This window comes from Streptomyces sp. NPDC037203 (assembly GCF_055605065.1).
In genome coordinates this window covers 1-19,796 of sequence record NZ_JBVJUC010000009.1, presented here as the reverse complement: position 1 = coordinate 19,796, position 19,796 = coordinate 1, and the positions used below count along the sequence as shown (strand labels likewise).

Annotated in this window: 23 protein-coding genes; 14 read left to right on the top strand and 9 right to left on the bottom strand. The window is 71.2% G+C overall.

Annotation, left to right across the window (positions count from 1 at the left end):
• Positions 1-477: 477 nt before the first annotated feature.
• Complete coding sequence (locus ACZ7EC_RS23395; protein ID WP_471065341.1) at positions 478-903, top strand: DUF6003 family protein; 426 nt, start codon at positions 478-480, stop codon at positions 901-903.
• A 56-nt stretch (positions 904-959) separates the two neighbouring features.
• On the opposite strand, the gene ACZ7EC_RS23390 is transcribed toward ACZ7EC_RS23395, so the two are convergent.
• The gene (locus ACZ7EC_RS23390) at positions 960-1,340 is read right to left on the bottom strand and encodes a DUF2267 domain-containing protein (RefSeq protein WP_471065339.1); all 381 of its coding nucleotides are present in this window, start codon (positions 1,338-1,340) and stop codon (positions 960-962) included.
• Positions 1,341-1,967: 627 nt separating this feature from the next.
• On the opposite strand from ACZ7EC_RS23390, the gene ACZ7EC_RS23385 reads away from it, so the two are divergent.
• Both ACZ7EC_RS23385 and ACZ7EC_RS23380 read left to right on the top strand, forming a co-directional pair.
• The gene (locus ACZ7EC_RS23385) at positions 1,968-2,597 is read left to right on the top strand and encodes a DUF4291 domain-containing protein (RefSeq protein ID WP_471065338.1); all 630 of its coding nucleotides are present in this window, start codon (positions 1,968-1,970) and stop codon (positions 2,595-2,597) included.
• A gap of 219 nt (positions 2,598-2,816) precedes the next feature.
• On the top strand, positions 2,817-3,524 hold the full coding sequence (locus ACZ7EC_RS23380; protein ID WP_471065336.1) for an alpha/beta fold hydrolase: 708 nt from the start codon (positions 2,817-2,819) through the stop codon (positions 3,522-3,524).
• Positions 3,525-3,594: 70 nt separating this feature from the next.
• Here ACZ7EC_RS23380 and ACZ7EC_RS23375 read toward each other — a convergent pair whose 3' ends face one another.
• From ACZ7EC_RS23375 to ACZ7EC_RS23365, 3 genes are all read right to left on the bottom strand, one after another.
• On the bottom strand, positions 3,595-4,155 hold the full coding sequence (locus ACZ7EC_RS23375; RefSeq protein WP_471065334.1) for a hemerythrin domain-containing protein: 561 nt from the start codon (positions 4,153-4,155) through the stop codon (positions 3,595-3,597).
• A gap of 274 nt (positions 4,156-4,429) precedes the next feature.
• Positions 4,430-5,314: a glucose 1-dehydrogenase gene (locus ACZ7EC_RS23370; protein WP_471065332.1), complete on the bottom strand. Its 885-nt coding sequence runs from the start codon at positions 5,312-5,314 to the stop codon at positions 4,430-4,432.
• 472 nt (positions 5,315-5,786) lie between these two features.
• The gene (locus ACZ7EC_RS23365) at positions 5,787-6,287 is read right to left on the bottom strand and encodes a hypothetical protein (RefSeq protein WP_471065331.1); all 501 of its coding nucleotides are present in this window, start codon (positions 6,285-6,287) and stop codon (positions 5,787-5,789) included.
• A 370-nt stretch (positions 6,288-6,657) separates the two neighbouring features.
• Here ACZ7EC_RS23365 and ACZ7EC_RS23360 point away from each other — a divergent pair, with 370 nt between their 5' ends.
• From ACZ7EC_RS23360 to ACZ7EC_RS23345, 4 genes are all read left to right on the top strand, one after another.
• Entirely contained in the window at positions 6,658-6,984 is a 327-nt protein-coding gene (locus ACZ7EC_RS23360) for a hypothetical protein (RefSeq protein ID WP_471065329.1), read from the top strand.
• 384 nt (positions 6,985-7,368) lie between these two features.
• The gene (locus tag ACZ7EC_RS23355; RefSeq protein ID WP_471065328.1) at positions 7,369-7,530 is read left to right on the top strand and encodes a hypothetical protein; all 162 of its coding nucleotides are present in this window, start codon (positions 7,369-7,371) and stop codon (positions 7,528-7,530) included.
• A 2-nt stretch (positions 7,531-7,532) separates the two neighbouring features.
• Positions 7,533-7,808 carry a DUF4190 domain-containing protein gene (locus tag ACZ7EC_RS23350; protein WP_471065326.1) on the top strand — a complete coding sequence of 92 codons (276 nt, stop codon included), beginning with the start codon at positions 7,533-7,535 and terminating at the stop codon, positions 7,806-7,808.
• 160 nt (positions 7,809-7,968) lie between these two features.
• Entirely contained in the window at positions 7,969-8,571 is a 603-nt protein-coding gene (locus ACZ7EC_RS23345; protein ID WP_471065324.1) for a hypothetical protein, read from the top strand.
• A gap of 177 nt (positions 8,572-8,748) precedes the next feature.
• Here the strand turns inward: ACZ7EC_RS23345 and ACZ7EC_RS23340 are convergent, their stop codons facing one another.
• On the bottom strand, positions 8,749-9,177 hold the full coding sequence (locus ACZ7EC_RS23340; protein ID WP_471065755.1) for an ATP-binding protein: 429 nt from the start codon (positions 9,175-9,177) through the stop codon (positions 8,749-8,751).
• 220 nt (positions 9,178-9,397) lie between these two features.
• Here ACZ7EC_RS23340 and ACZ7EC_RS23335 point away from each other — a divergent pair, with 220 nt between their 5' ends.
• Both ACZ7EC_RS23335 and ACZ7EC_RS23330 read left to right on the top strand, forming a co-directional pair.
• The gene (locus ACZ7EC_RS23335) at positions 9,398-9,778 is read left to right on the top strand and encodes an STAS domain-containing protein (RefSeq protein WP_471065322.1); all 381 of its coding nucleotides are present in this window, start codon (positions 9,398-9,400) and stop codon (positions 9,776-9,778) included.
• 318 nt (positions 9,779-10,096) lie between these two features.
• A complete protein-coding gene (locus tag ACZ7EC_RS23330; protein WP_471065320.1) occupies positions 10,097-11,200 on the top strand; it encodes a serine hydrolase domain-containing protein in 1,104 nt (367 codons plus the stop codon).
• A gap of 569 nt (positions 11,201-11,769) precedes the next feature.
• On the opposite strand, the gene ACZ7EC_RS23325 is transcribed toward ACZ7EC_RS23330, so the two are convergent.
• The gene (locus tag ACZ7EC_RS23325; RefSeq protein WP_471065319.1) at positions 11,770-12,693 is read right to left on the bottom strand and encodes an NADP-dependent oxidoreductase; all 924 of its coding nucleotides are present in this window, start codon (positions 12,691-12,693) and stop codon (positions 11,770-11,772) included.
• A 143-nt stretch (positions 12,694-12,836) separates the two neighbouring features.
• Between ACZ7EC_RS23325 and ACZ7EC_RS23320 the strand changes: the two genes are divergently transcribed.
• Entirely contained in the window at positions 12,837-13,907 is a 1,071-nt protein-coding gene (locus ACZ7EC_RS23320) for a GlxA family transcriptional regulator (protein ID WP_471065317.1), read from the top strand.
• 478 nt (positions 13,908-14,385) lie between these two features.
• Positions 14,386-14,739, top strand: coding sequence for a hypothetical protein (locus ACZ7EC_RS23315; RefSeq protein WP_471065315.1), 354 nt, complete (start codon positions 14,386-14,388; stop codon positions 14,737-14,739).
• A gap of 48 nt (positions 14,740-14,787) precedes the next feature.
• Here the strand turns inward: ACZ7EC_RS23315 and ACZ7EC_RS23310 are convergent, their stop codons facing one another.
• Both ACZ7EC_RS23310 and ACZ7EC_RS23305 read right to left on the bottom strand, forming a co-directional pair.
• Positions 14,788-15,537: a DUF1990 family protein gene (locus tag ACZ7EC_RS23310; protein WP_471065313.1), complete on the bottom strand. Its 750-nt coding sequence runs from the start codon at positions 15,535-15,537 to the stop codon at positions 14,788-14,790.
• A complete protein-coding gene (locus tag ACZ7EC_RS23305; RefSeq protein WP_471065311.1) occupies positions 15,534-15,746 on the bottom strand; it encodes a hypothetical protein in 213 nt (70 codons plus the stop codon). Before ACZ7EC_RS23305 ends, ACZ7EC_RS23310 begins: the two co-directional genes overlap by 4 nt.
• Before the next feature lie 110 nt (positions 15,747-15,856).
• Between ACZ7EC_RS23305 and ACZ7EC_RS23300 the strand changes: the two genes are divergently transcribed.
• Positions 15,857-16,579: a DUF1990 domain-containing protein gene (locus tag ACZ7EC_RS23300; RefSeq protein WP_471065310.1), complete on the top strand. Its 723-nt coding sequence runs from the start codon at positions 15,857-15,859 to the stop codon at positions 16,577-16,579.
• Between the two features lie 250 nt (positions 16,580-16,829).
• Entirely contained in the window at positions 16,830-17,717 is an 888-nt protein-coding gene (locus ACZ7EC_RS23295; RefSeq protein WP_471065308.1) for an NAD-dependent protein deacetylase, read from the top strand.
• An 18-nt stretch (positions 17,718-17,735) separates the two neighbouring features.
• Here the strand turns inward: ACZ7EC_RS23295 and ACZ7EC_RS23290 are convergent, their stop codons facing one another.
• Positions 17,736-18,962 (bottom strand): PP2C family protein-serine/threonine phosphatase, encoded by a 1,227-nt coding sequence (locus ACZ7EC_RS23290; protein ID WP_471065307.1) that lies wholly within the window; start codon positions 18,960-18,962, stop codon positions 17,736-17,738.
• A gap of 413 nt (positions 18,963-19,375) precedes the next feature.
• Here ACZ7EC_RS23290 and ACZ7EC_RS23285 point away from each other — a divergent pair, with 413 nt between their 5' ends.
• Entirely contained in the window at positions 19,376-19,579 is a 204-nt protein-coding gene (locus ACZ7EC_RS23285; protein ID WP_037661210.1) for a cold-shock protein, read from the top strand.
• Positions 19,580-19,796: the final 217 nt, after the last annotated feature.

Below are 19,796 nucleotides of genomic sequence, written 5' to 3'. Positions count from 1 at the left end.
CGGGCCACCGGTCCCGCGGGCCGAGCGGCTCGCCGTCCGGACCACAGCCTCCGCTCACATCGACGTCACGCGTACCACCGCACGAGGGCCGCCGCGGTGACGGGGAGCCGCGGCCTCCCATGCCGTCGGTGTCCGGGACGGGCCGGTGCCCGGCCGCACCACCGATGTCGGCCCGGAGCAGACGCGGTGAGGTCCTCGCGGGCGCGGAGCGCGGACCGCGACACCTCGGGCGGGCGCAGGCGGGCCGATCGGGCTCCCTTCGCACGCACCGGACCGGGCTCCCTCTGCACGCGTGTGCCCAAGCCTCGCCCGTTGCCCTCCCCCACCGCTCGCTGCCGTCCACGGTGACCTCGACCGGTGCAGGCGAACCCGGACGGGTGATCCGGGCGAGTGAGTATCGCGCGTGCGGGCAGAGCGCATCCTGAGGGGATATCAATGACGTCCCCGACCTGCTTCTTCGAAAGGGGTGTGACGGCCATGGCCGACGATGCCTTGTTGTTCCTTCTCCCGGAGCGTCATCCACGTCTGGGGGCCGCCCTGTCGGCGGTCGGCGACCTGGAGTGCGCGGAGAGCCCGGCGGTCCTGGGCTGGCTCCACGCCCACGGGACAGCTGTTTCCTCCGAGCACGTCAGGATCGTCCCGGCGGGCTCCGAGGTGCTCATTCCCGAGGAGGCGGAGCGGCTGCCGGTCCCCCTCAGCGAGGAGGAGACACTGCGGGTCGAGCACGCGTGCACGCCCGCGTCCCTGACGGACATGGAGACCGAGCTGCTCAGTTTCCGGGACACCACCCAGGACTGGCAGTCGCTGGTCCACCGCGCGCTCACCGCCGGCATCCCCGCGCCGCGTATCGCCCAGCTCACCGGCCTGGACCCGCAGGACATCGCCCAGGCGGTCGGCGACTGACCCCTGGGCGCGCGCCGAGGGCGCCCAGGGCCTCGCCCCCGCTTGCGCCCCGCCGGTCATCCGGGGTCCGTGCAACCGAACAGGCCCGCGTGCCCCGGAGGCAGCTGGGTGAGCAGCCGCCGCAGCAGTGCGTGGTCGGCGGCGTCGGCGAGGGTGGGCAGTACGGCGTCGATCTCGCGCCTGGCCTCGGCCACGTCCTCGTTGCTGTGGTCGGCCACGGCTCGGACGAACGACGCCGGTGACAGTGGTTCGCTGGCCGGCTCGGCGGCGGTCAGCAGCGACCCGCACCCGTCGGGAAGCAGGGCCGCCAGGTCGGTGCGGTCCGCGCCCACCAAGTGGGCGCCGAGGACCTCCAACACGTTCCGTACGGCTCTGGCTCCCTGTTGCGGTCTGTCGTAGCGTGCGCGTTCGGTGACCTGGGCAATGAAGGTGTCCACGTTCCATTCCATGGCGGCTCCTGTCGTGGGTCTGTCCACCTGCGGCGATCCGGATCGTCCTGCCGGCCGGAGGTATGCGTCGGGCGTCACACGGGGGCGGCGGTGCGCGTTGACGACGCTGCTGCGGCGCGCCGTCCGCGGGTCGGCTTCCAGCCGACCGGCTCCGGCACCGATTTCCGCCCGGCAATACCGACTGAGGCTTTTCCGGACGTGGTTGACGAACGTGCGCTCCTCGCCGTCGGCGGTCAGCGGGTGCGGGAAATCGCACAGCGCGGCCCGGCATTCGGCCTCCGCGCCGCGCACGAGGCGAAGCAGATCGTCCGCCGTCCGGTGACCCTTGAGGATCACCGCCACGACCTCCCGAGTCGGTGCCATGCGATGCGCCTCCCAAGCGGAGTGGCTTTCACCTCCCGCTACCCGCGCCGGCGCCAGAGATTCTCCGATATGACCCGTTTGTCCGACACGCCAAGGTCAGGGAGGGCTCGGAACCGATACGCGCCAACACACCGCCCAACCGCACGCGCACAGCGGGGATCCCCACCATCGGCGCGCAACCGTGCCCCGTCGGTATCGCCGCCACCCTCATCTGCCATCGCGGGCTCGACGGCCTCGCACCGCCGTAATTCGATGGCGCGTACGGAACAGTGTGCGCAACCTGGTCCCGTGGCAGAACCCAAATACCAGATTCGAGCCTTGCACACGCACTCCACGGTCACCGTCTATCAGGCGTACGCCCCGGAGATAGGACTGCATGCGGCCCGCGATGGGCGTTTCCCGGCGGTGTGGCAGCGGGACCGGATGACATGGATCAAGCCGTCGTTCCTGTGGATGATGTACCGCTGCGGGTGGGGCACCAAAGAAGGACAGGAGACCGTCCTCGCCGTAGAAATCTCCCGTGACGGCTTCGAGTGGGCACTGGATCACGCCTGCCTGTCCCACTACGAGCATGGGCTGCACGCCGACCGCGCCACATGGAAGCGCCAATTGAAGCGGGCTCCGGCCCGAGTGCAATGGGACCCCGAACGCGACCTGCGCCTTCAGCCGCTTGCCCACCGGTCGCTCCAGCTCGGTCTGGCCGGCGAAGCCGCACGCCTCTACGCCGATGAGTGGATCATCTCCATCACCGACGTCACATCGCTCGCCCACACGATCCACGCGCGTGTACGGGACGGAGACCTGGACACCGCACGGCAACTCCTGCCCCCTGAACGTCCCTACCCTGTGAGCGACAGAGCCCTGGCTCATCTACGCCGATGAGTCCGCTTGCCGATCGCGATGACCTCCAAGGCCGCTTGGTACACGTCGCCGTGCTACACCGCCCCCGACGTGCGCGGTCTTTTCGGTCTACTGGGACGAGATGCCGAACTGAGCACTACGCGGAAGGATCCGGTGCTCAGGGCGGTTCGCGGAGACCGAGCGGTATCGTCAACCGTCCCGACAAGACCGGTAGTCGAGAAACCGCGGAGGCACCCCCAGATGTCCGACACCCAACGGCCTAGCCTCCTGCTGGTCCATGGGGCATGGCACGGTGCCTGGTGCTGGGATTCGGTGCGCACCGCGCTGGAAGCCGACGGCTGGCGGTCCCACGCCGTCGACCTGCCCAGCGCCAACCCGCCGGCCGGCTCCCGCGGAGACGGCAGTCGCCAGGTGGGCATGCGGGAGGACGCGGAGGCCATCCGGGACAGTCTGCGGCGCATCGACGGTCCGGTAGTGGTGGTCGCCCACTCGTACGGCGGCGTACCCAGCACCCAGGCCATCGCTGACGCCGCCAACGTGATCCGCGTGGTCTACCTCGCCGCTTTCCAACTCGATGTCGGGGAAAGCATGTTCAGCTTCATCGGCGCGCCGGTGCCGGACGACGGCACCGGCCAGGCCCCGCCCTACCCGGACGCTCGGCAGGTACTCTTCGCCGACGCGCCCGAGGCCGACGCCGAGCGCGCTGTGGCCCGGCTGCGCCCGCAGAGCGTCCGCTCCTTCACGGAGCCGGTGACCTCGGCGGGCTGGCGCACCGTGCCCTCCAGCTACGTGGTCTGCGAACACGACCGGGCTCTCGATCCCTCCCGGCAACACGAGCTCGCCACCCGAGCCGACTCCGTGCACAGGTTGCCGGCCGGCCACTCGCCGTTCCTCTCCATGCCCCGGCAACTCGCCACGCTGCTGGGCCGGATAGCCACCGCCGGATAGCCCACCCTGTCATGGACGCCGAGCGCGCAAATCCGAACGCGGTCTCGGGGGCGCCGGGTGCCGCGCGACGTCAATCCTTGCCGCGCCCCGTCAGGGCGTCCCTGATCCGGTCCACCAAGCCTGTGCCGGGGGCCAGCAGTTTGTTGGCCGGCGGGGTGTCCGGAGCCGACGGGTGCGGCCGGGTCGGGGCGGTCTTCTTGGCCTGGCGAACCTTGTCGCCCAACTTCATGAGCTCGTCCTCGGAGGCCGCCGAGCGCAGCCGGGGGAAAAGGTTGGTCTCCTCGTCGCTGACGTGCGAGCGGATCTCGGTCATCAGCTGGCCGACGAGCCGGTCGAACTCCGGGTCGCCGGCGTCGAGACCCTCGAGTGCCTTCATCGTCCGCTCGGCCTCCGCGTGGTCCTCGATCTCCTTGTCGGCGACCGTGTCACCGTCCGGCAGGAACTCGCGCACAGCCGGGTAGAGGTACGCCTCCTCGGCGACGGAGTGCCGCACCAGCTCGATCACCGCCTGGTCGGTGTACTTCTTCCGCTGCTCGTCCCCCGAGGGAAGGGCTTCGATCTTTCCGAACAGTTCGTCGACCTCGCGGTGATCGGTGGTCAGTTCCGCGATGACGTCTCCACCATGGCCCATGGCTGTCCCCTTCTCCTGTGCAGACCGGAATGCCTCGACCGTGTATCCCCGGCCCCGCGAGCGCAAACCGGCTGAGCATTCGGCGCAGCCGTGCCGCGGCTCGTCTACGAGAATGAGTTCCGCGCCAAGGCGCTTCGCAGCAACGGCAGCAGTGTCAGGGCGACGCACGCGGCGGCGGCCAGGGAGCGCACCGCTGAGCCCGGTGCCGATACCGCACAAGCAGAGCGCGACTGTGTAGAAGGCCGGGAACGGTGCCACGGTCAGGGGCGCGCGGTTAGGGCAGGGGTGTGCCGCCTGTGGCGTTGACGATCTCCCCGGTGATGTAGCTGGCCTGAGGGGAGGCGAGGAAGACGTACGCAGGTGCCATTTCGGCCGGCTGGGCGGGGCGGCCGAGTGGTGACTGCGCGCCGAACTCGGCGGTGTCGGGCATCGTCGCGGGGATCAGAGGTGTCCATACGGGGCCGGGGGCGACGGCGTTGACGCGGATGCCGCGCTCGGCGACCATCTGGGCCAGTCCGTGCGTGAAGGAGATGATCGCCGCCTTCGTCATCGCGTAGTCCAGGAGGTGCGGGCTGGGCTGGTAGCCCTGGACGGACGTGGTGTTGATGACCGATCCGCCGCGCGGCATGTGCGCCAGTGCCCTGCGGGTCAGCCAGAACATCCCGTACAGGTTGGTCTTCATCACCCGGTCGAACTGCTCGGTGGTGATGGCCTCGATCCCGTCGGGCTGCGACATCTGGTAGGCGGCGTTGTTGACGAGGATGTCGACGCGCCCCAGCTCGCTCACTGCCCGGTCGACGAGGGCGTTGCACTGCTCCTCGTCCCTGATGTCGCAGGCGACGGCCACGGCCTTGCGGCCTGCGCCGCGGATGAGCCGGGAGGTCTCCTCTGCTTCGTCCGCCTCTTCGGGCAGATGGGTGAAGACGATGTCCGCGCCTTCCCTCGCGAAGGCCAGGCACACGGCCCGTCCGATCCCGGAGTCGCCTCCGGTGACCAGTGCCGCTCGGTCGCGCAGCACCTCGTGGCCGCGGTAGGAATCTTCCCCGTGGTCCGGTCGCGGATTCATCGCCTCGGTCGAGCCGGGATGTTCCTGCTCCTGGTCGGGGAGCGGCGGCTGGGGGTGCCGGGTGGCGGGGTCGGGGAGGTCGGACGCTGGCACGGTGTTCTCCTGTCGGGGTGAGCGGGGCGGGTGTGTCAGCTCGCCGGGCACGGTTCGTCCTCGAGCCGGCGGGCGAGGTGGGCGGTGTTCGCCGCGCACGTATGGATGGTGGTAGCGGTCTCTTGGCCTCTTCGCGAGCCTCGACGAGTCCTGGTCGGGGTGCTCTGCGTGGCGGCGCCGACCCAGTCCGTGACCGTGGTCGGGGCGAGGGCGAATCGGACGTCGTTCAGGTTCTGGAAGAGGTCGGAGCTGACCCTCTGAGCCGGGTGGTCTCTCCCGTCACGCCGTGTCCGGCGAGGACGACCATGGTCTGCTCGGCCGGCAGCTGTGCACTCATGGTGATCGACTACCCCTGCGGTCGGCCCTGCTATCGCCCGCAGGCTCGATTCATCCTCTGCGGCTTGGTCACCCTGCGGTGCGCTCCAGTGGGGCACAGCGCCAGCGGCCCTGGAGTAAAGCGGGCCGACCCGCTTTACTCCTCGCTCGTCGGATTCCTCGCGGCACGGAAGACCGCCTCGACCGCACGGACGCGCCACTCCTCCAGCGTCTTCTGCTGACGTCGGGCCCTTTCCAGCAGCGTGTCGAGCTGCGCCGCGTCAAGACGTGGGTCGACGGCACTGAGCCGGCGCAGGGTCTGCCACCCGGCGGCCTTGCCCTCCACCGCAAGACGCAGCGCCTCCAGCTCCAGCACTGTGCTGAGTGGCGAGCGCCGGACCAGGCGGCCGTTGCCCTTCAGCCGTCCCAGCCTTTCGCCCGCCCAGCCCGCGCAGACCTTGTAGCGGCGCACGGGGACGCCGAGGTCGCGCATGATGCCCAGCAGCGCCGTCCGGTCCTGCGCGATCTCCGTGGCCACGGGACCGACCGCCCGGCCGAGCTCGGAGCCGCGGGTGCTCCGCGCCAGATGACCAGCCCGTAGCACGCCCGCGGTAGCACCGGCGATGTGGTCGTTGAGATAGATGCCGAGCAGCTTCATACCGGGGCCGTCAGCGGGCGGTCGGTGCGATGACTTCTCCGAACGGTGCGGGCTGTCCATCTCGGGCCTCCTACGGAACGAACGAGGTGAGCGGTCGTATGACCATGGCCCTCGGGTACCCGCAGTCACGCGATGACGCCTGCGCTGTGGCAGGTCTGCCTCGCCGGGACGGCCGGGGGGAGCGCCAGAGGCCGCTGCCCCTTGCTGTCCGGGTGCCCGGCACGTGGCGCGCTCACGCGTCTCCTGGTACGACAGCGGACGCCTGCCGTCGAAGCCGGCGCGCTGGAGACCGTGCACCACGGAGTGAGCGGCGCGGCAGCCGCTGAAGCAAGCCTCCACGGGGAACAGGGGAGAACTGCGGGGGACTTCAATGAAACGTGCACAGGGCAGCGCCGTCCGCCGAATCACCGTCACGGCCTTCGCCGCGGCGCTGATCTGCGCGACGGCTCCTGCGGCCGAGGCGGCGACACCGGAGACGGCGGCGGGGACGCCGGGGAGCACACACGCTTCGACGTCCGGGGCCTCCAGGCAACCTGCGGCGTTGCTGGCCGAGTTGGCTGCCAAGGGTGTCCCCTCCGGAACGGGTACGTTCACGATGCCGCGCGGCGCGACCGTATCGTTCCTGTGGACGTGGTTTTCCGTCGCGAAGCCGACGCAGGGCGCCTATCGGTACGTGACCTGCACGTTCAAGCCGTAGCCACCAACTGACGCCAGGTTCCCGGAGCACCCTGGTGGCCGGCGTCCAGGTCGGATATCTGGAGTTCGACATCGGCCTTGAGCCGGAGGCCCTGGTGGAGGTTCTCGCGGTCCACACTCAGGACTACCGCTGGCCTGACCGGCCTGAACGCTGTCCCGTAATCGGCCGCGGACGTGCTCGCTGACCGCCGGTCCGGATCCGGCGCGGCTGCGGTGCGTGCGTCATCCGCGGTGCGGTCGATGGTGCTTCCGGTGCGTGAGGCGCGCGTCGGCGGGTATCCGGCGATGTCATGGACGCGTTGACGAAACGGCCGCAGAGGCCGCCGTACGGACACGGCGGCGAACCGCCGTCCGCCGCCGGCACCGTCGGACCGAGGAGGTAGGCGTGCTGTTCCTGGTCGTCGCCCTGCTCCTGCTGGGCATCATCCTGGGCTCGGCCGCCTACCTCCCGTGGCCCGTCACCCTGCTGGCCGGCGCCGTGATCGCCGGCTGGCTCGCCGTGTTCGCCGGACGCGAGCGGCGCCGGCGCCGGTCGAGGAGGGCCTGACCATGCGCCTGACCGCACCACCCTCCGCCCGCACCGGCCGACGCGACACCGAAGGCATGGCCGTGGCCTCCTTCGTCCTGGGACTCCTCGGACTCCTCGTCCTCAACCTGGTCCTCGGCCCCATCGCCATCCTCCTCGCCGTCCTCGCCCTGCGCCGGGACACACCCCGCCGCTTCCGGGCACAGCTCGGACTCGGCCTCGGCATCGCCGACCTGGTCCTCTTCGCCGTCCTGGCCTCCGCCCACGGAACCACCAACTGGACGATCTGGGGCGGCTGAACACTCCGGGACACCCCGGTGCCGTACGCGGGCGTCCCCTGAGTTTCGGCGCACCCCCGCCGGGGAAACGTCGCTCGTGATCTCGTACCGGCCACAGCAGTCCGTCCAGTGTCCGACAGGGCGTCGCGGGTGGCTGCGCTTCGACGGCTGGATCGCCGGGGTGGGCACCACGTCCGGCACCCGCCTGGTCGTCGGCCACTGGCCGCGCTCGCCCTTCGGTCCGTTCAGTGACGTGATGCTGGAACGGGCGGACGGCCACCGTCTCCTGCTCGCACCCAGCCACCGGACGGCGGACTTCATCGCCGCCACCTACAGCTTCGACGAGGTGCGGGTGGCGCCGGTGCACGTCCATGTCTCCGGTAGCCTCTGGGCGATCACTGCGGAGCCGCTCCTCGAACTGCGCTTCACCGTCGGCCGTCGGCCGCTGCCGGGCCTCCTGCTCGCCGCGGTGCCCGGAGCGCTGGCCGCGCGGCCCGGCTGGACGGCAGTGACCGATCCCCTCGCCCGACTGCTGCTCGGTCTGCGCACGCGAGGAAGCGCCGCAGGCGGCCGACGCGAGTGGTACGGCGCCCGCGACCTGCACCGGATCGTCGCGGCGAGCGCCGTCCACGAGGGCCGGGACCTGGGCTCCCTCGCGCCGGTCGAGCCCGCCGTGCGGTTCGGATTCGGCTCGGCTCCCCGCTCCCCCGGCCTGGTACGTGTCACGACGACAGTAGGGCTCCTGCGCGGGACCGGACGTCGTCGGGCGTCTCCGCCAAGCTGACCCGACGGGGCGTCGACCACGTGCTGCGGTGAGCGGTTGGGGGCAACGTTCCGGTAACCGGTGGCACCGATGAGGCACACGTGCCCGGCGATGCTCCTCAGGCAGGGCTCTGCGCTCTCCGACGTCGGCGAACCGCACGTAACCATGCGGTCATCCGGGGCGCCGACCGCGCTCGCCTTACAGGGGCCGGCGCCCGGTGACGGCGCCGCCCGGATCGTCGGCCAGGGCGATGCGCGCGGTGATGCGCTTCCCGACCGGCTCACGCTGCGCTTCGAAGCCCTGGGCGACGGCCATGACGATCTCCAGGCCATGCTGGCCGACCCGGCCGGCGTCCGCGGCCCGCGCGATCGGCAGTACCGGGTCCGAGTCCCACACGGCGACCTCGACCGTGTCACCGGTGACACGCAGGTCCAACAGCACCGGTCCGGGGGCGTACTTGCGCGCGTTGGTGACCAGCTCGCTGACCACCAACCGGGTGACATCCATCGCACGCTGCGAGACCGGCAGGCCATGCTCGGCCTGAACCCCAGTGAGGAACTGGGCCGTCAGATGACGGGCATGGGCGATGTCCGTGCCGTCTCCGAGCAGGGCCGCACTTGTCTCCATCACTGGCCTGTCCATCACCGGGCCGTCCACCGCCGCGTGGTCTGCCGGTGCCGGATCTGTCTTTTCCATCACGACCGCCATTCACTCCCCCGTCCATGTCGTTCCCGCACTTACCCCCGCAGTCGCGGATCACACCCCGTCTCTTCCGTCGGATCAGCCACACACGGACGCGGCCGAGCCGCACTGGGCAGGAGGGTCTGACTGTGCCAGGATCACCGGCATGTCTGAGGTAGAGATGACCGGCCCCCAACACGCCGGGCAAACCGGTCACCTGTCGGTCGAGACCACCACCGCCGACGGCATCCGCGTGCTGACCCTGGCCGGAGAGATCGACCACCACACCGGCGACACACTCCGCCAGGCCCTGCACGCCCACGACACTCCCCACCCCCGCGTCGTGGCCGACCTGCGCCAGGTCACCTTCATGGACTCCAGCGGCATCAACATCTTCATCACCGCCCACCGCGCCCTCAGCGAGGCCGGGGGCTGGCTTCGCCTGGCCGCCGCCGGCGAGTCCGTGATGCGCACCATCAGCCTGGTCGGGATCGACACCGTCATCGACTGCCGGGAGACTCTCCGCCAAGCCCTCCTCACCACGTAGGGCTTCGACCTGCGCGTCGTCGATACGGCCGCGCCGGAGTCGGGCAGCACCAACGTCAGTGCACGGGGTTGGCGGAGCCCGGCGCGGACAAGTACACCGCGCTGTGGGCTCCAGGCCCCGCTCCCGGCTGCCGACTCGCGCCGCGCTCAATCGGCCCGCGGACGAGCAATTCGATCGTCGTGGCGTCAGGCCGGCCGGTTGTCCCCCAGGGGACGGTCCAGGGTTGTGTCAGGGTGATCACTGATGGGTGACGACGGCAGGGGGCGGAAGAGTTGGCCTTGTCAACACATCCCGACCGCGCCGTTGAGGAGAGACTCGATGCGCATCCGCCATACGGTCACCGCTCTCGCCCTGGCCACTGTACTTACCGCCGGCGCAACCGCGTCCATGGTTGCCGCCGCGCCGAACGCCGGCGCCTCGACAGCCGCCGCGCCGACTGTCCAGGACATCCTCGCCCACCTGCCCGACGACGTGGTCGCGGGCGCGTTGGTCCGGCGGGACAGTGCGACCGCCACCGCCGGCCCTGTCTCCGCCGACGCATACATGCGGATCGGCAGCGTCACCAAAGTGTTCACCAATACGGTGGTCCTCCAACTCGTCGCGGAACACCGGATCGGCCTGGACACACCGGCCCGGCGGTACGTCCCCGACGCTCTGCCCAGGGCCTATGGCCACGTCACCGTGCGCCAGCTCCTCGACCACACCAGCGGGCTGCCCAAGCCCGCACGAACCCCCGACCCGTCCGACGGCCCCGGATGGCAACTCCAGTCCGTGAGCCCCGCGGAACTCCTCCGCGAGTCGTTCGCCGCCGCCGATGCGCCACCCTCGCCCGGACGCGAGCAGCAGTACAACGGGCTCAATTCCCTGGTTCTCGGGCTGATCGTCGAGAAGGTCACCGGCCACTCCTTCACCAGCGAGCTGCAACAGAGGATCATCCGGCCGCTGCACCTGAGTCACACCAGCCTGCCGGCGGCCGACGACCCGGCGATACCCTCGCCCCACGCGGAGGTGTACCTCGGCGGCCAGGACGTGACCGAGCAGAGCCCGTACCCGTGGGCCGAGGGCGGCATGATCTCCACTGTCGCAGACCTGGACCGCTTCCTCACCGCCCTGTTCCAGGGGCGTCTGCTTCCGCCCGCCCAGCAGAGGCTGGTGTTCGCGGTGCCGGACGTACCGAACGGCGCCGGGAACACCAACTGTGCGGGCGAAGACGCCTGTTACAGCGTCGGCGGCCTCATGCGCTACCAGCTCGCGAACGGCGAGTACGCCTGGGGCAAGACCGGTTCTCGCCCCGGCTGGGACAACGGAATCTTCGCCACCCGCGATCTGCGGCACCGCGTGGTGTACTCCCTGAACCCGACAGGGAACGGCGATGACCTGCCGTACATCAAGGCACTTGTCAACGCGGGACTCGCCGACTGACACCCGACCGGCCGCCCCTCAGCCGGGGCCGCCAGGCGCAGCCGCTGACCTGCACGTTGCCTCCTGACGGTGGTGTAGGTGCTGGATCCGGCCGGCGCGAACTGCAGCTTCACTGACGTGCTGCCGTAGCGGTCGTACCGGTGGCTGGACCAGTTCGCGCGCTCCAGGGCGCCGGTGACGGTGATCGTCTTGCCCTTGGTGACCGGTTCCGGGGAGGCGTTCATGCCCTGGATGCGCGAGGCACGCTGGAGTCGGACCGTCGTGGAGAGCATGTGGGTGTCGTAGCCACTGCCCTTCTTGATGGCGGTGGCCACGCTCTTCCACGTGGTGGCGTCACCGTTGACGAGGGGCCGCGGAGTTACGGTCAGCGATTCCGAAGAGTCGTGGAAGGCGTAGCCGCCCGGTTCCGCTGCTGTCGTCCGCCACTGGAGTGCCGGCCGCGACACCGGCCGGCACCCCCCAGCAGGCCGGCTGGTCGGTGACCCCACCGTCCGCGGGCAGGCCCGGCGGTCGTCGCCGTGATGCGCCGACCGCCTCGACCAGAACAGAAGACCGAGCGCGTCCGCGGCTCAGACGACCGTCAGCACGATCTTGCCGGTGGTGCGGCCCTGCTCACCGATCTGGTGCGCCTTCGCGGCCTCCGCCAGCGGCAGGACCGTGTCGATCACCGGCCGCAGCGCGCCCCGCTCCACCAGGGCGGAGATCTCGCGCAGGCCCAGGTGATCGGGTTCGACCAGGAGCCACACCGCCCGAACCCCGTCCTGGGCCGCGGGAACGTCGTCCGGGCCGGGCAGGGTGATCAGCCGGCCGCCGGCGCGCAGAACCGACAGGGAGCGTTCGGCCGTTTCCCCGCCGAGCCCGTCCAGCACCACGTCGACGTCGCTCACGACGTCCTCGAACCGGGCCGCGCGGTAGTCGATCACCTCGTCCGCGCCCAGTCGGCGCACCAGGTCGTGCTTGGCGGCGCTGGCCGTGCCGATGACGTAGGCGCCGCGCGCCTTGGCGATCTGTACGGCGAGGTGACCGACCCCGCCGGCGGCCGCGTGCACCAGCACCCGCTCGCCGGGGCGCAGGTCGGCGGTGTCCACGAGCGCCTGCCAGGCGGTGAGCGCGGCGAGCGGCAGGGCCGCCGCCTCCACATGCGTCAGGGATGCCGGCTTGAGGGCGAGGTGACGGGCCGGCGCCACCACGTACTCGGCGTAGGCACCAGCCTGGCGGGGGAACAACGGCATCCCGAAGACCTCGTCACCAGGGCGGAACATGCCCACGCCGGGGCCGACGGCCTCGATCGTGCCGGACACGTCCCATCCGACCGCCGGCGCCTCACCCCACTCGATGAGGGCCCCACTGGCACGCGTCTTCCAGTCCACCGGGTTCACCCCGGCCGCGTGCACCCGGACCAGAACCTCGCTCAGCCCCGGTTCCGGGCGCCGCACCTCCCGCTCGACCAGGTTCTCGGCCCCGCCCCACTGCTCCACGACCACCGCACGCATTGTCTTTCCTCGTCCTTCGCTGTTCTTCGTTCTTCGCTTCGTATCGGTCCGCGCCGGGAGGTCCCGGCGCGACGCAGCCAGCATCGGTCACCGCGCCTCGCCACGGTGTTGGCCGTACGGCCACTATGTGCCAGGATTTGGCCATGGATGGCGCGCGGTGGACGACGGTAGAGAGCGAGACCGGCCGCGTGGGCGGCACCCCGCGGCGGCACCGGATCGCCGTGCTCGCGCTGCCGGGGGTCCCGCCCTTCGAACTCGGCATCCCCTCACGCGTCTTCGGCAGCGTGCAGGACGCCGAGGGCCGCCCGCTGTACGACGTCACCGTCTGCACCGCCGACGGCGCCCCCGTGCTCAGCGACGCGGGTTTCACCGTCCAGCCCGCGGCCGGTCCGGAGGCCCTGAGCGCGGCGGACACCGTGATCGTCCCGCCCACGCACGCCATGCCCGAACTGGGCCGTGGCGGCCCGCTGCCCGCCGGGGTCGCCGCGGCCATCGCCGGCATCCGGCCCGGTACCCGGCTGGTGTCCATCTGCACCGGGTCGTACGTCCTCGCGGCGGCCGGACTGCTCGACGGCCGTCCGGCCACCACCCACTGGAACCTCGCCCCGGAGTTCCGCCGGGCCTACCCCAAGGTCAAGCTCGACGAGGAAGTCCTCTTCGTCGACGACGGCGACGTACTGACCTCGGCGGGCGTGGCCGCCGGCGTCGACCTGTGCCTGCACATGATCCGCCGCGACCACGGGGCCGCCGCCGCGAACCGGGCCGCCCGCATGTGCGTCGTACCGCCCTGGCGGGACGGCGGACAGGCCCAGTACATCGACCGTCCGGTACCCGAACCCACCGTCGCCAGCACCACCGCGACCCGCGCATGGGCCCTGGAGCACCTCGGCGAGCCGCTCACCCTCGCCCGGCTCGCCGAGCATGCCCGGATGAGCCTGCGCTCCTTCAGTCGCAGATTCCGCGACGAGGTCGGCATGACTCCGGTGCAGTGGCTCACCGCACAGCGCCTGGAGCTCGCCAAGCAGTTGCTGGAGACGACCGATCTGTCGATCGACCTGGTCGCACACCGGGCCGGCTTCGGTACGGCGAACTCGCTGCGCGCGCACATGAGAACGGCCTTCGGAGTGTCGCCCGCCTCCTATCGCCGCACCTTCAGCGCGAACGAGCCCCCGCCTGTTCGGCACCAGCAGTTGCAAGCGGAGCTGCCGGCTTGAGCGGTCCCGGACAGGGACGGAACGCGCGCCCTGCACCGTGGTCCGGGCCCGTTCCAGGTTGCCGGCGGGCCACCTGCGGATCCGGGGGCCGCCGCCGCGCCCCGGACCCGGACGGTCCCACGGACGTCGGCGGATGGCTCGACTCGTGGCCGACACCGTTTCCGTCCCGCGAAGCGGCAGCCGTGCTCCTCGGCGGCGGACCGGTCGGTGCGGGCTTGGCAGCCGGACCATGTCCTCGGGCTTCCTCAGGGCCATGCCTGACATCACGGCACTGCCTGGCCCTCGATCCGGAAGCGGTCGGCCGGGCACTGCGAGCGGGAGGCCGCGGTCGATCCGCCGACGGCACGCCCTCGAACCTGGTTCCCCGGGCGTCGCGCGTGGGCGTAACGACCCGTTCGGGGGACAAAGCGGCTATCCGCCTGCTTTCTGGGCATCGCTGGCATTGACCGCAATCAGTACCCGACAGAGAGAGAATCCCGTGTCTGCTCGCTCCCTCACGGCGGCGCTCGGTGCTGCCTGTAGTGCCTTCGTTCTGCTGCTGGCCACGCCGGGTTCGGCCGCGGCGGCGACCGGCCAGTTCCGCTACACCTACACCACCGCCGAGGGGTACGAAGCCGTCGGCTTCCTGAACAACCCCGCCAGCGGCGAGTGCATCGATCTGCAGGGGCCCGGCGCCGAGCCTGACTCCATCAGCCGGGCTCCCAAGAACCGTACGGACGCCACCGCGACGGTCTTCCTCGACGCCGGCTGCGAGGGCGACACCTACTACACCCTGCGCCCCGGCGCCGGCGCGAGTGACCGTCTCCTCCTGAGGTCCGTCGTCTTCTCCTGACCTCCCACGCACGGGGGCCGGACGCCTCCCACCGCGGAGCGGTGCGCGTCAGCCGGGGTGGGATGAGTGCGCCGGGGACTCCCGGTGGATGGCCAGGGTGTCCAAACGGTGGACGCGTGCGTCCGAGGGTGCGTACACCAGGGGGCCGATCCTCGTCGCCGGGCGGGGCGGCACGGCCTCGCCGCGCAGTGCCGTACCGACGAAGCGACGCATGCGTTCGCCGCACCGACGATAGAACCGCAGTTGGGTGCGGCGGCCGAACAGCCGCCAGCCGAGAGCGGTGACCGGGCCGAGTGTGGGGGCGCCCTGCGAATAGCAGGTGACCAGGAACTCCACCGCGCCGGTCCGGCTGTTCTTCACCACCTCGTAGGTGACCTTGCCGCGCTCCAGGTGGCCGTCGAGGGTCTCGTACGCCCATCCCCACACATGGTCCGTCGCCTCCCTCGTCTCGTCGACCACCTCGGTGACGCGTACGCCGCAGTGGAAGTGCAGGCCGTGGAAGCGGGCTTCGAGCAGCATGTCGCGGCCGAGGAGGGGGGCCGCCGGGTCGTACAACGCCCGGACGATCTCCGGTGGGGAGAACTCGTAGTCGTGGACGAGGCGGCGGGCGTGCGACCAGGATCCGCCGGGCGCGGGAGGGCCGGGCGGCTCGGCGGGCAGGGGGGTGCGGTGCACGTCGATGTTCCACGCGGGGCGGCGCACCTCGTCGGCGGAGTAGTTGACGGACGCGTCCGCGAGCCTCTGCCAGGCTCGTACCGCGTCGAACCGTCCGAAAGCCGGTCGCCCGGAGGCCGTCACTCCAGTTCCCGCAGCGATTCGCCGATCAGCCACAGCATCGGCGGCCACAGGCCGACGAACAGCGCGCGCCGTTCGGCGTTTCCGCGCTGCTCCTGGTCGACGGCCTTCGCGCGCACCCACAACGTCACGCACAGACCGATCGCGCCGAGCGAGGCGAGGTGCAGCTGAGCGCTGCGCGCGCCCGCTCGATGCAGCAGCCGGACCACCATGCGCGCCTCCAGGTTCGTCCACTCGCGTCACGCCACTGTGTCACCAGCGCTATACAGGGTATGCACCTATTCATTCATATTTATGCCTATACGGTGAGACGAGGAGTTCGATGCCCGGACAGCGCTGGCAGCGGAGCCTGACCGTGCTGGCGCGGTGGCTCCTGGGCACGATGCTGGTCACCTGGCGGTACCTGTGGGAGACGACGCCTCTGTACCGGGCGGGCGAGTGCGAGGGCGATGAGCGGGACCGGCCGCCGCGGCTTCCACCCGCGGCGGTCGATGGCGCGGTGCAGCGGGCCGAGGACGGCTGCGGTCCCCTGTTCCACCGTGTCTTCCGGGTGCGTATCGCCGGGGCCGATGTCGACGCCGCCCGGCTCATGGAGCATGTCTGCCGGCATTTCGAGCACTTCGTCCCGTCGGAGGTGGTCGGGATCCGCTCGGGCGAGCTCGGTGCCGGAGGTCTGGACGTCGCGGACGAGCTGGTGGTGGAGATGCCGGGTCCCTGGAACGGCCCGGTGCGGGTCCTCCACCGCGACCGGGGTCTGCTGCACCTGGTGACGTTGCGCGGGCACATGGAGGCGGGTCAGGTGCGGTTCCGCGCGTACGAGGACGGCGACCTGCTCGTGTTCGAGATCGAGTTGTGGGCACGCGCCGCGACCCGCCTGGTGCACGTGCTCTACTCGCACCTGCGCGTGGCGAAGGAGATCCAGCTCAACATGTGGGTCCGCTTCTGCCTGTCCGCGGTCCGGGACTCGGGCGGCCGGCTGGTGGACGGAGTGCACATCCGCACCCGCCGGCTCCGCCCCGCTCACGCGACGCCGCAGGAGGGCTGAGGAGCAGCCCGTGCCGAGCGGCCCCCTTCAGGACCGGACCGATGTCACCGACGCCACCGCTCTCGCGGAGGCGGCGGCCGAGGTGCCCACCCGGCTCGGCGGCCGTCGGTGGTCGGGGCGAACGCCGGTATCGCGCAGGGCAGCCCGTTCGCGACGTCCGCCCCCCTCTCGTGGCGCCGCGTCATCGACGTCAATCTGACCGGCGCGGACATACGGCCCGCCGTCGTAACCGCTGGCCTAAGCTACCCGTATGCGTATGCGTCCGATCGTCGGCCCGATACCCGATACCGGTGTGCGGCCCGCCGGCGGGATGGACGAGATCGCCGGGCAGGTGGCCGCCGGCAAGGTGGCGGTGCTGACCGGGGCCGGGATCTCCACCGAGTCCGGTATCCCCGACTACCGGGGCGCGAGCGGGCGGCACCGGCGGCACTCCCCCATGACCTACCAGGACTTCGTCTCGGACGAGGAGAACCGGCGCCGCTACTGGGCCCGCGGCTATATCGGGCGCCGTGCCATGGCCGGGGCCCGGCCCAACGCGGGGCACCACGCCGTTCAGACGCTGCGCGCCCGCGGGTACGTCAGTGCCGTGATCACGCAGAACGTGGACGGGCTCCACCAGGCGGCCGGGACGACGGACGCCGTCGCCCTGCACGGCAGTCTGGACCGGGTCGTCTGCCTCGACTGCGGGACGATCGGGCCGCGCGACGAGCTGGACGCCCGGCTGCGTGCCGCGAACGGGGAGTTCCTCGCGGCGCAGGACGCCGCCGGACTGCGGGTCAATCCCGACGGCGACATCGAACTGCCCGACGACATCGTCCGCACCTTCCGCGTCGTGCCGTGCGAACGGTGCGGCGGCGTGCTCAAACCGTACGTCGTGTTCTTCGGCGAGAACGTGCCCAAGTCCCGAACCGAGCGCTGCTTCGAGCTGGTCGACGCCGCCGACTCGCTGCTCGTGCTCGGCTCGTCCCTGGCCGTTCTGTCGGGGCTGCGGTTCGTCCGGCGCGCCGCGAAGGACGGCAAGCCCGTCTCCATCATCAACCTCGGCCCGACCCGCGGCGACGACCTCGCGCACGCGCACGTGGCGCTGCCCCTCGGCGCGGCCCTGGCCGAACTGACCGAACGCCTCGGCATCGGCTGAGCCGGGAGGGGGCCCGCGTCACCGTTTCCGGTCGGCCGGGCCGAGGTCGGCCCCGGCGTTCGCGGTGCGGCCTTCGGGGTGGGGGCCGTGCCAGTCCAGGCACACCACGGTGGCGTCGTCCTGGAGGTGCCCGCCGCAGGCGTCCTCGACCGCCCCGGTCAGCGCCCGTACGACCTCGCGGGGCCGCTCGCCGGCGGTTTGCCGGATCAGTTCGGGCAGGTCGGCCGTGCGTGCCCGGCGTTCCTGCATGCCGTCGGTGTAGAGCATGAGGCGGTCGCCGGGCCGCAGGTCGAGGTTCTGCGCCTGGTAGCAGCCGTCGACGGAGGGGATGCCGAAGGGCAGGTCGACGGCCGGCGGAACTTCCTCGACAGCGCCCGCGCGCAGGCGCAGCGGCCAGGGATGACCCGCGTTGACCAGCTCGGCGCCGCTCCCGTCGAGGGCGATGCGCAGCAGCTGGCCGGTGGCGAAGGTGCCGCGGCCGTGGTCGAGCATCGCCTGGTGGGTCCGGCAGGCCTGTTCGACGAGGCTGGCCCCGGCGCGCCGGGCGCCACGGGAGGCGTTGACCAGGAGGGTGGCCATCAGGGCAGCGTCCACATCGTGGCCCATGGCGTCGGTGAGGGACAGGTGCAGGGTGTCCTGGTCGAGGGCGTAGTCGTAGGTGTCGCCGGCGATGCTGTCGGCGGGGACCAGGGCGCAGGCGAGGGCGAACTCGGCGCCCTCGAAGGAGGAGGCCGAGGGCAGGAGCTCGCGCTGGATCTCGGCGGCCAGGCTGATGCCGGTGGTGCGCTGGCCCCAGTGGTAGAGATCGGTGAACCGGCGATCGGTGACGATGAGGTACGCCAGCGCGTGGGCGGCCTCCTCCACCTGCTCCAGCACGTCCTGCCCGGCATCCGGCAGGGACAGCTCCAGGACGCCGATGGTGTCGCCGCGGTTGGTGACCGGGGCGATCACCCGTCGCCCCTGCCCGCCGTCCAGCGGCGTGCACACCAGCCGCTGGGAGCGCAGGACGTCGTCGTAGACGCTGTCGCGCAGGTCGACCTGATCGGCGCAGGGGCGCCGCTGCGGGGAGTCCTCGGCGCCGACCCGCACCAGCTTGCGGTTGACGATGTCGACGAAGAGGAACGACACGTACCACGCCCCGAACCGGTCCCGCAGATTGCGCGCGACCACGTCCAGCGAGGCCATCGGTGCGGCGGTCTCCGCCTCGGCCAGCACCTCGGCCAGCCCGATCCGCTCAAGGGCCACGTCGGCCTCCCTGTCTTCCCCCCGCCCCCCTCCCACGTTCCCCCTCGCACCTCCGGCATCACGGACGTCTCGCCCCAGGTGCCCCGATCACGGCACGGGAGCGCCGTCAGACGGCGCCTGGGACCGCCGGTCTCCTCTTCCGCGTGCAGGAGCCCCAGGGGCCTGGTACAGCTGGATCAGGTTCTTCGGCACGGCCGGTGGGGCATACGCCATTGCGGTGAAGACCGACAGCGGCTCGGTGCGGGCGGAGCGGGCGCCGGGCGCGTTCCCGGCGACGACACCACGCCGACTGCTGTGTCATGAGCGGGATAGGCCGGGGTGCTCGGGGTAGAAACGATGTCGGCTCCTACTGCCAAGGGAGCCGGAGCAGCCCCGGACATGGGTGGCTTCCGGTATGAACGAAGGATCGATTGATGGCCAGCGGCACCGTGAAATGGTTCAACTCCGAGAAGGGGTACGGCTTCATCGCCCAGGACGGCGGAGGAGCTGACGTCTTCGCGCACTATTCCGAGATCCAGGGCGGTGGATTCCGCGAGCTCACCGAGGGCGAGCAGGTCACCTTCGACATCGGCCAGGGCCAGAAGGGGCCCCAGGCCCAGAACATCGTCCGGGGCTGACCGGCGACAAGCGTGATCCACCGGGGCGGCCACCACAGGGTGGCCGCCCCGGACGGATGACGACGTGGGACCTTCCGCGTTCCACACGATGTGCGGCCGCGGGGGGGGGGGGGGGGGGGGGGGGGGGGGGGGGGGGGGGGAGAGAGAGGGGGGGGGGGGGGGGGAAAGAGATAGGGGCAGGGGGAGGGGTGGGCGAAAAAAAAAAGAGGAACAAAGG

What these genes read in the sequence shown, in the direction of transcription:
- ACZ7EC_RS23375 (WP_471065334.1), bottom strand. Translation starts at nt 4,155, where the DNA reads ATGGGCCATGGTGGAGACGTCATCGCGGAACTGACCACCGATCACCGC.
- ACZ7EC_RS23305 (WP_471065311.1), bottom strand. Translation starts at nt 15,746, where the DNA reads ATGGTGGTCCGGCTGCTGCATCGAGCGGGCGCGCGCAGCGCTCAGCTG.
- ACZ7EC_RS23285 (WP_037661210.1), top strand. Translation starts at nt 19,376, where the DNA reads ATGGCCAGCGGCACCGTGAAATGGTTCAACTCCGAGAAGGGGTACGGC.
- ACZ7EC_RS23365 (WP_471065331.1), bottom strand. Translation starts at nt 6,287, where the DNA reads ATGAAGCTGCTCGGCATCTATCTCAACGACCACATCGCCGGTGCTACC.
- ACZ7EC_RS23295 (WP_471065308.1), top strand. Translation starts at nt 16,830, where the DNA reads ATGCGTATGCGTCCGATCGTCGGCCCGATACCCGATACCGGTGTGCGG.
- ACZ7EC_RS23385 (WP_471065338.1), top strand. Translation starts at nt 1,968, where the DNA reads ATGGCGCGTACGGAACAGTGTGCGCAACCTGGTCCCGTGGCAGAACCC.
- ACZ7EC_RS23325 (WP_471065319.1), bottom strand. Translation starts at nt 12,693, where the DNA reads ATGCGTGCGGTGGTCGTGGAGCAGTGGGGCGGGGCCGAGAACCTGGTC.
- ACZ7EC_RS23330 (WP_471065320.1), top strand. Translation starts at nt 10,097, where the DNA reads ATGCGCATCCGCCATACGGTCACCGCTCTCGCCCTGGCCACTGTACTT.
- ACZ7EC_RS23300 (WP_471065310.1), top strand. Translation starts at nt 15,857, where the DNA reads ATGCCCGGACAGCGCTGGCAGCGGAGCCTGACCGTGCTGGCGCGGTGG.
- ACZ7EC_RS23395 (WP_471065341.1), top strand. Translation starts at nt 478, where the DNA reads ATGGCCGACGATGCCTTGTTGTTCCTTCTCCCGGAGCGTCATCCACGT.
- ACZ7EC_RS23320 (WP_471065317.1), top strand. Translation starts at nt 12,837, where the DNA reads ATGGATGGCGCGCGGTGGACGACGGTAGAGAGCGAGACCGGCCGCGTG.
- ACZ7EC_RS23380 (WP_471065336.1), top strand. Translation starts at nt 2,817, where the DNA reads ATGTCCGACACCCAACGGCCTAGCCTCCTGCTGGTCCATGGGGCATGG.
- ACZ7EC_RS23360 (WP_471065329.1), top strand. Translation starts at nt 6,658, where the DNA reads ATGAAACGTGCACAGGGCAGCGCCGTCCGCCGAATCACCGTCACGGCC.
- ACZ7EC_RS23335 (WP_471065322.1), top strand. Translation starts at nt 9,398, where the DNA reads ATGTCTGAGGTAGAGATGACCGGCCCCCAACACGCCGGGCAAACCGGT.
- ACZ7EC_RS23350 (WP_471065326.1), top strand. Translation starts at nt 7,533, where the DNA reads ATGCGCCTGACCGCACCACCCTCCGCCCGCACCGGCCGACGCGACACC.
- ACZ7EC_RS23340 (WP_471065755.1), bottom strand. Translation starts at nt 9,177, where the DNA reads ATGGAGACAAGTGCGGCCCTGCTCGGAGACGGCACGGACATCGCCCAT.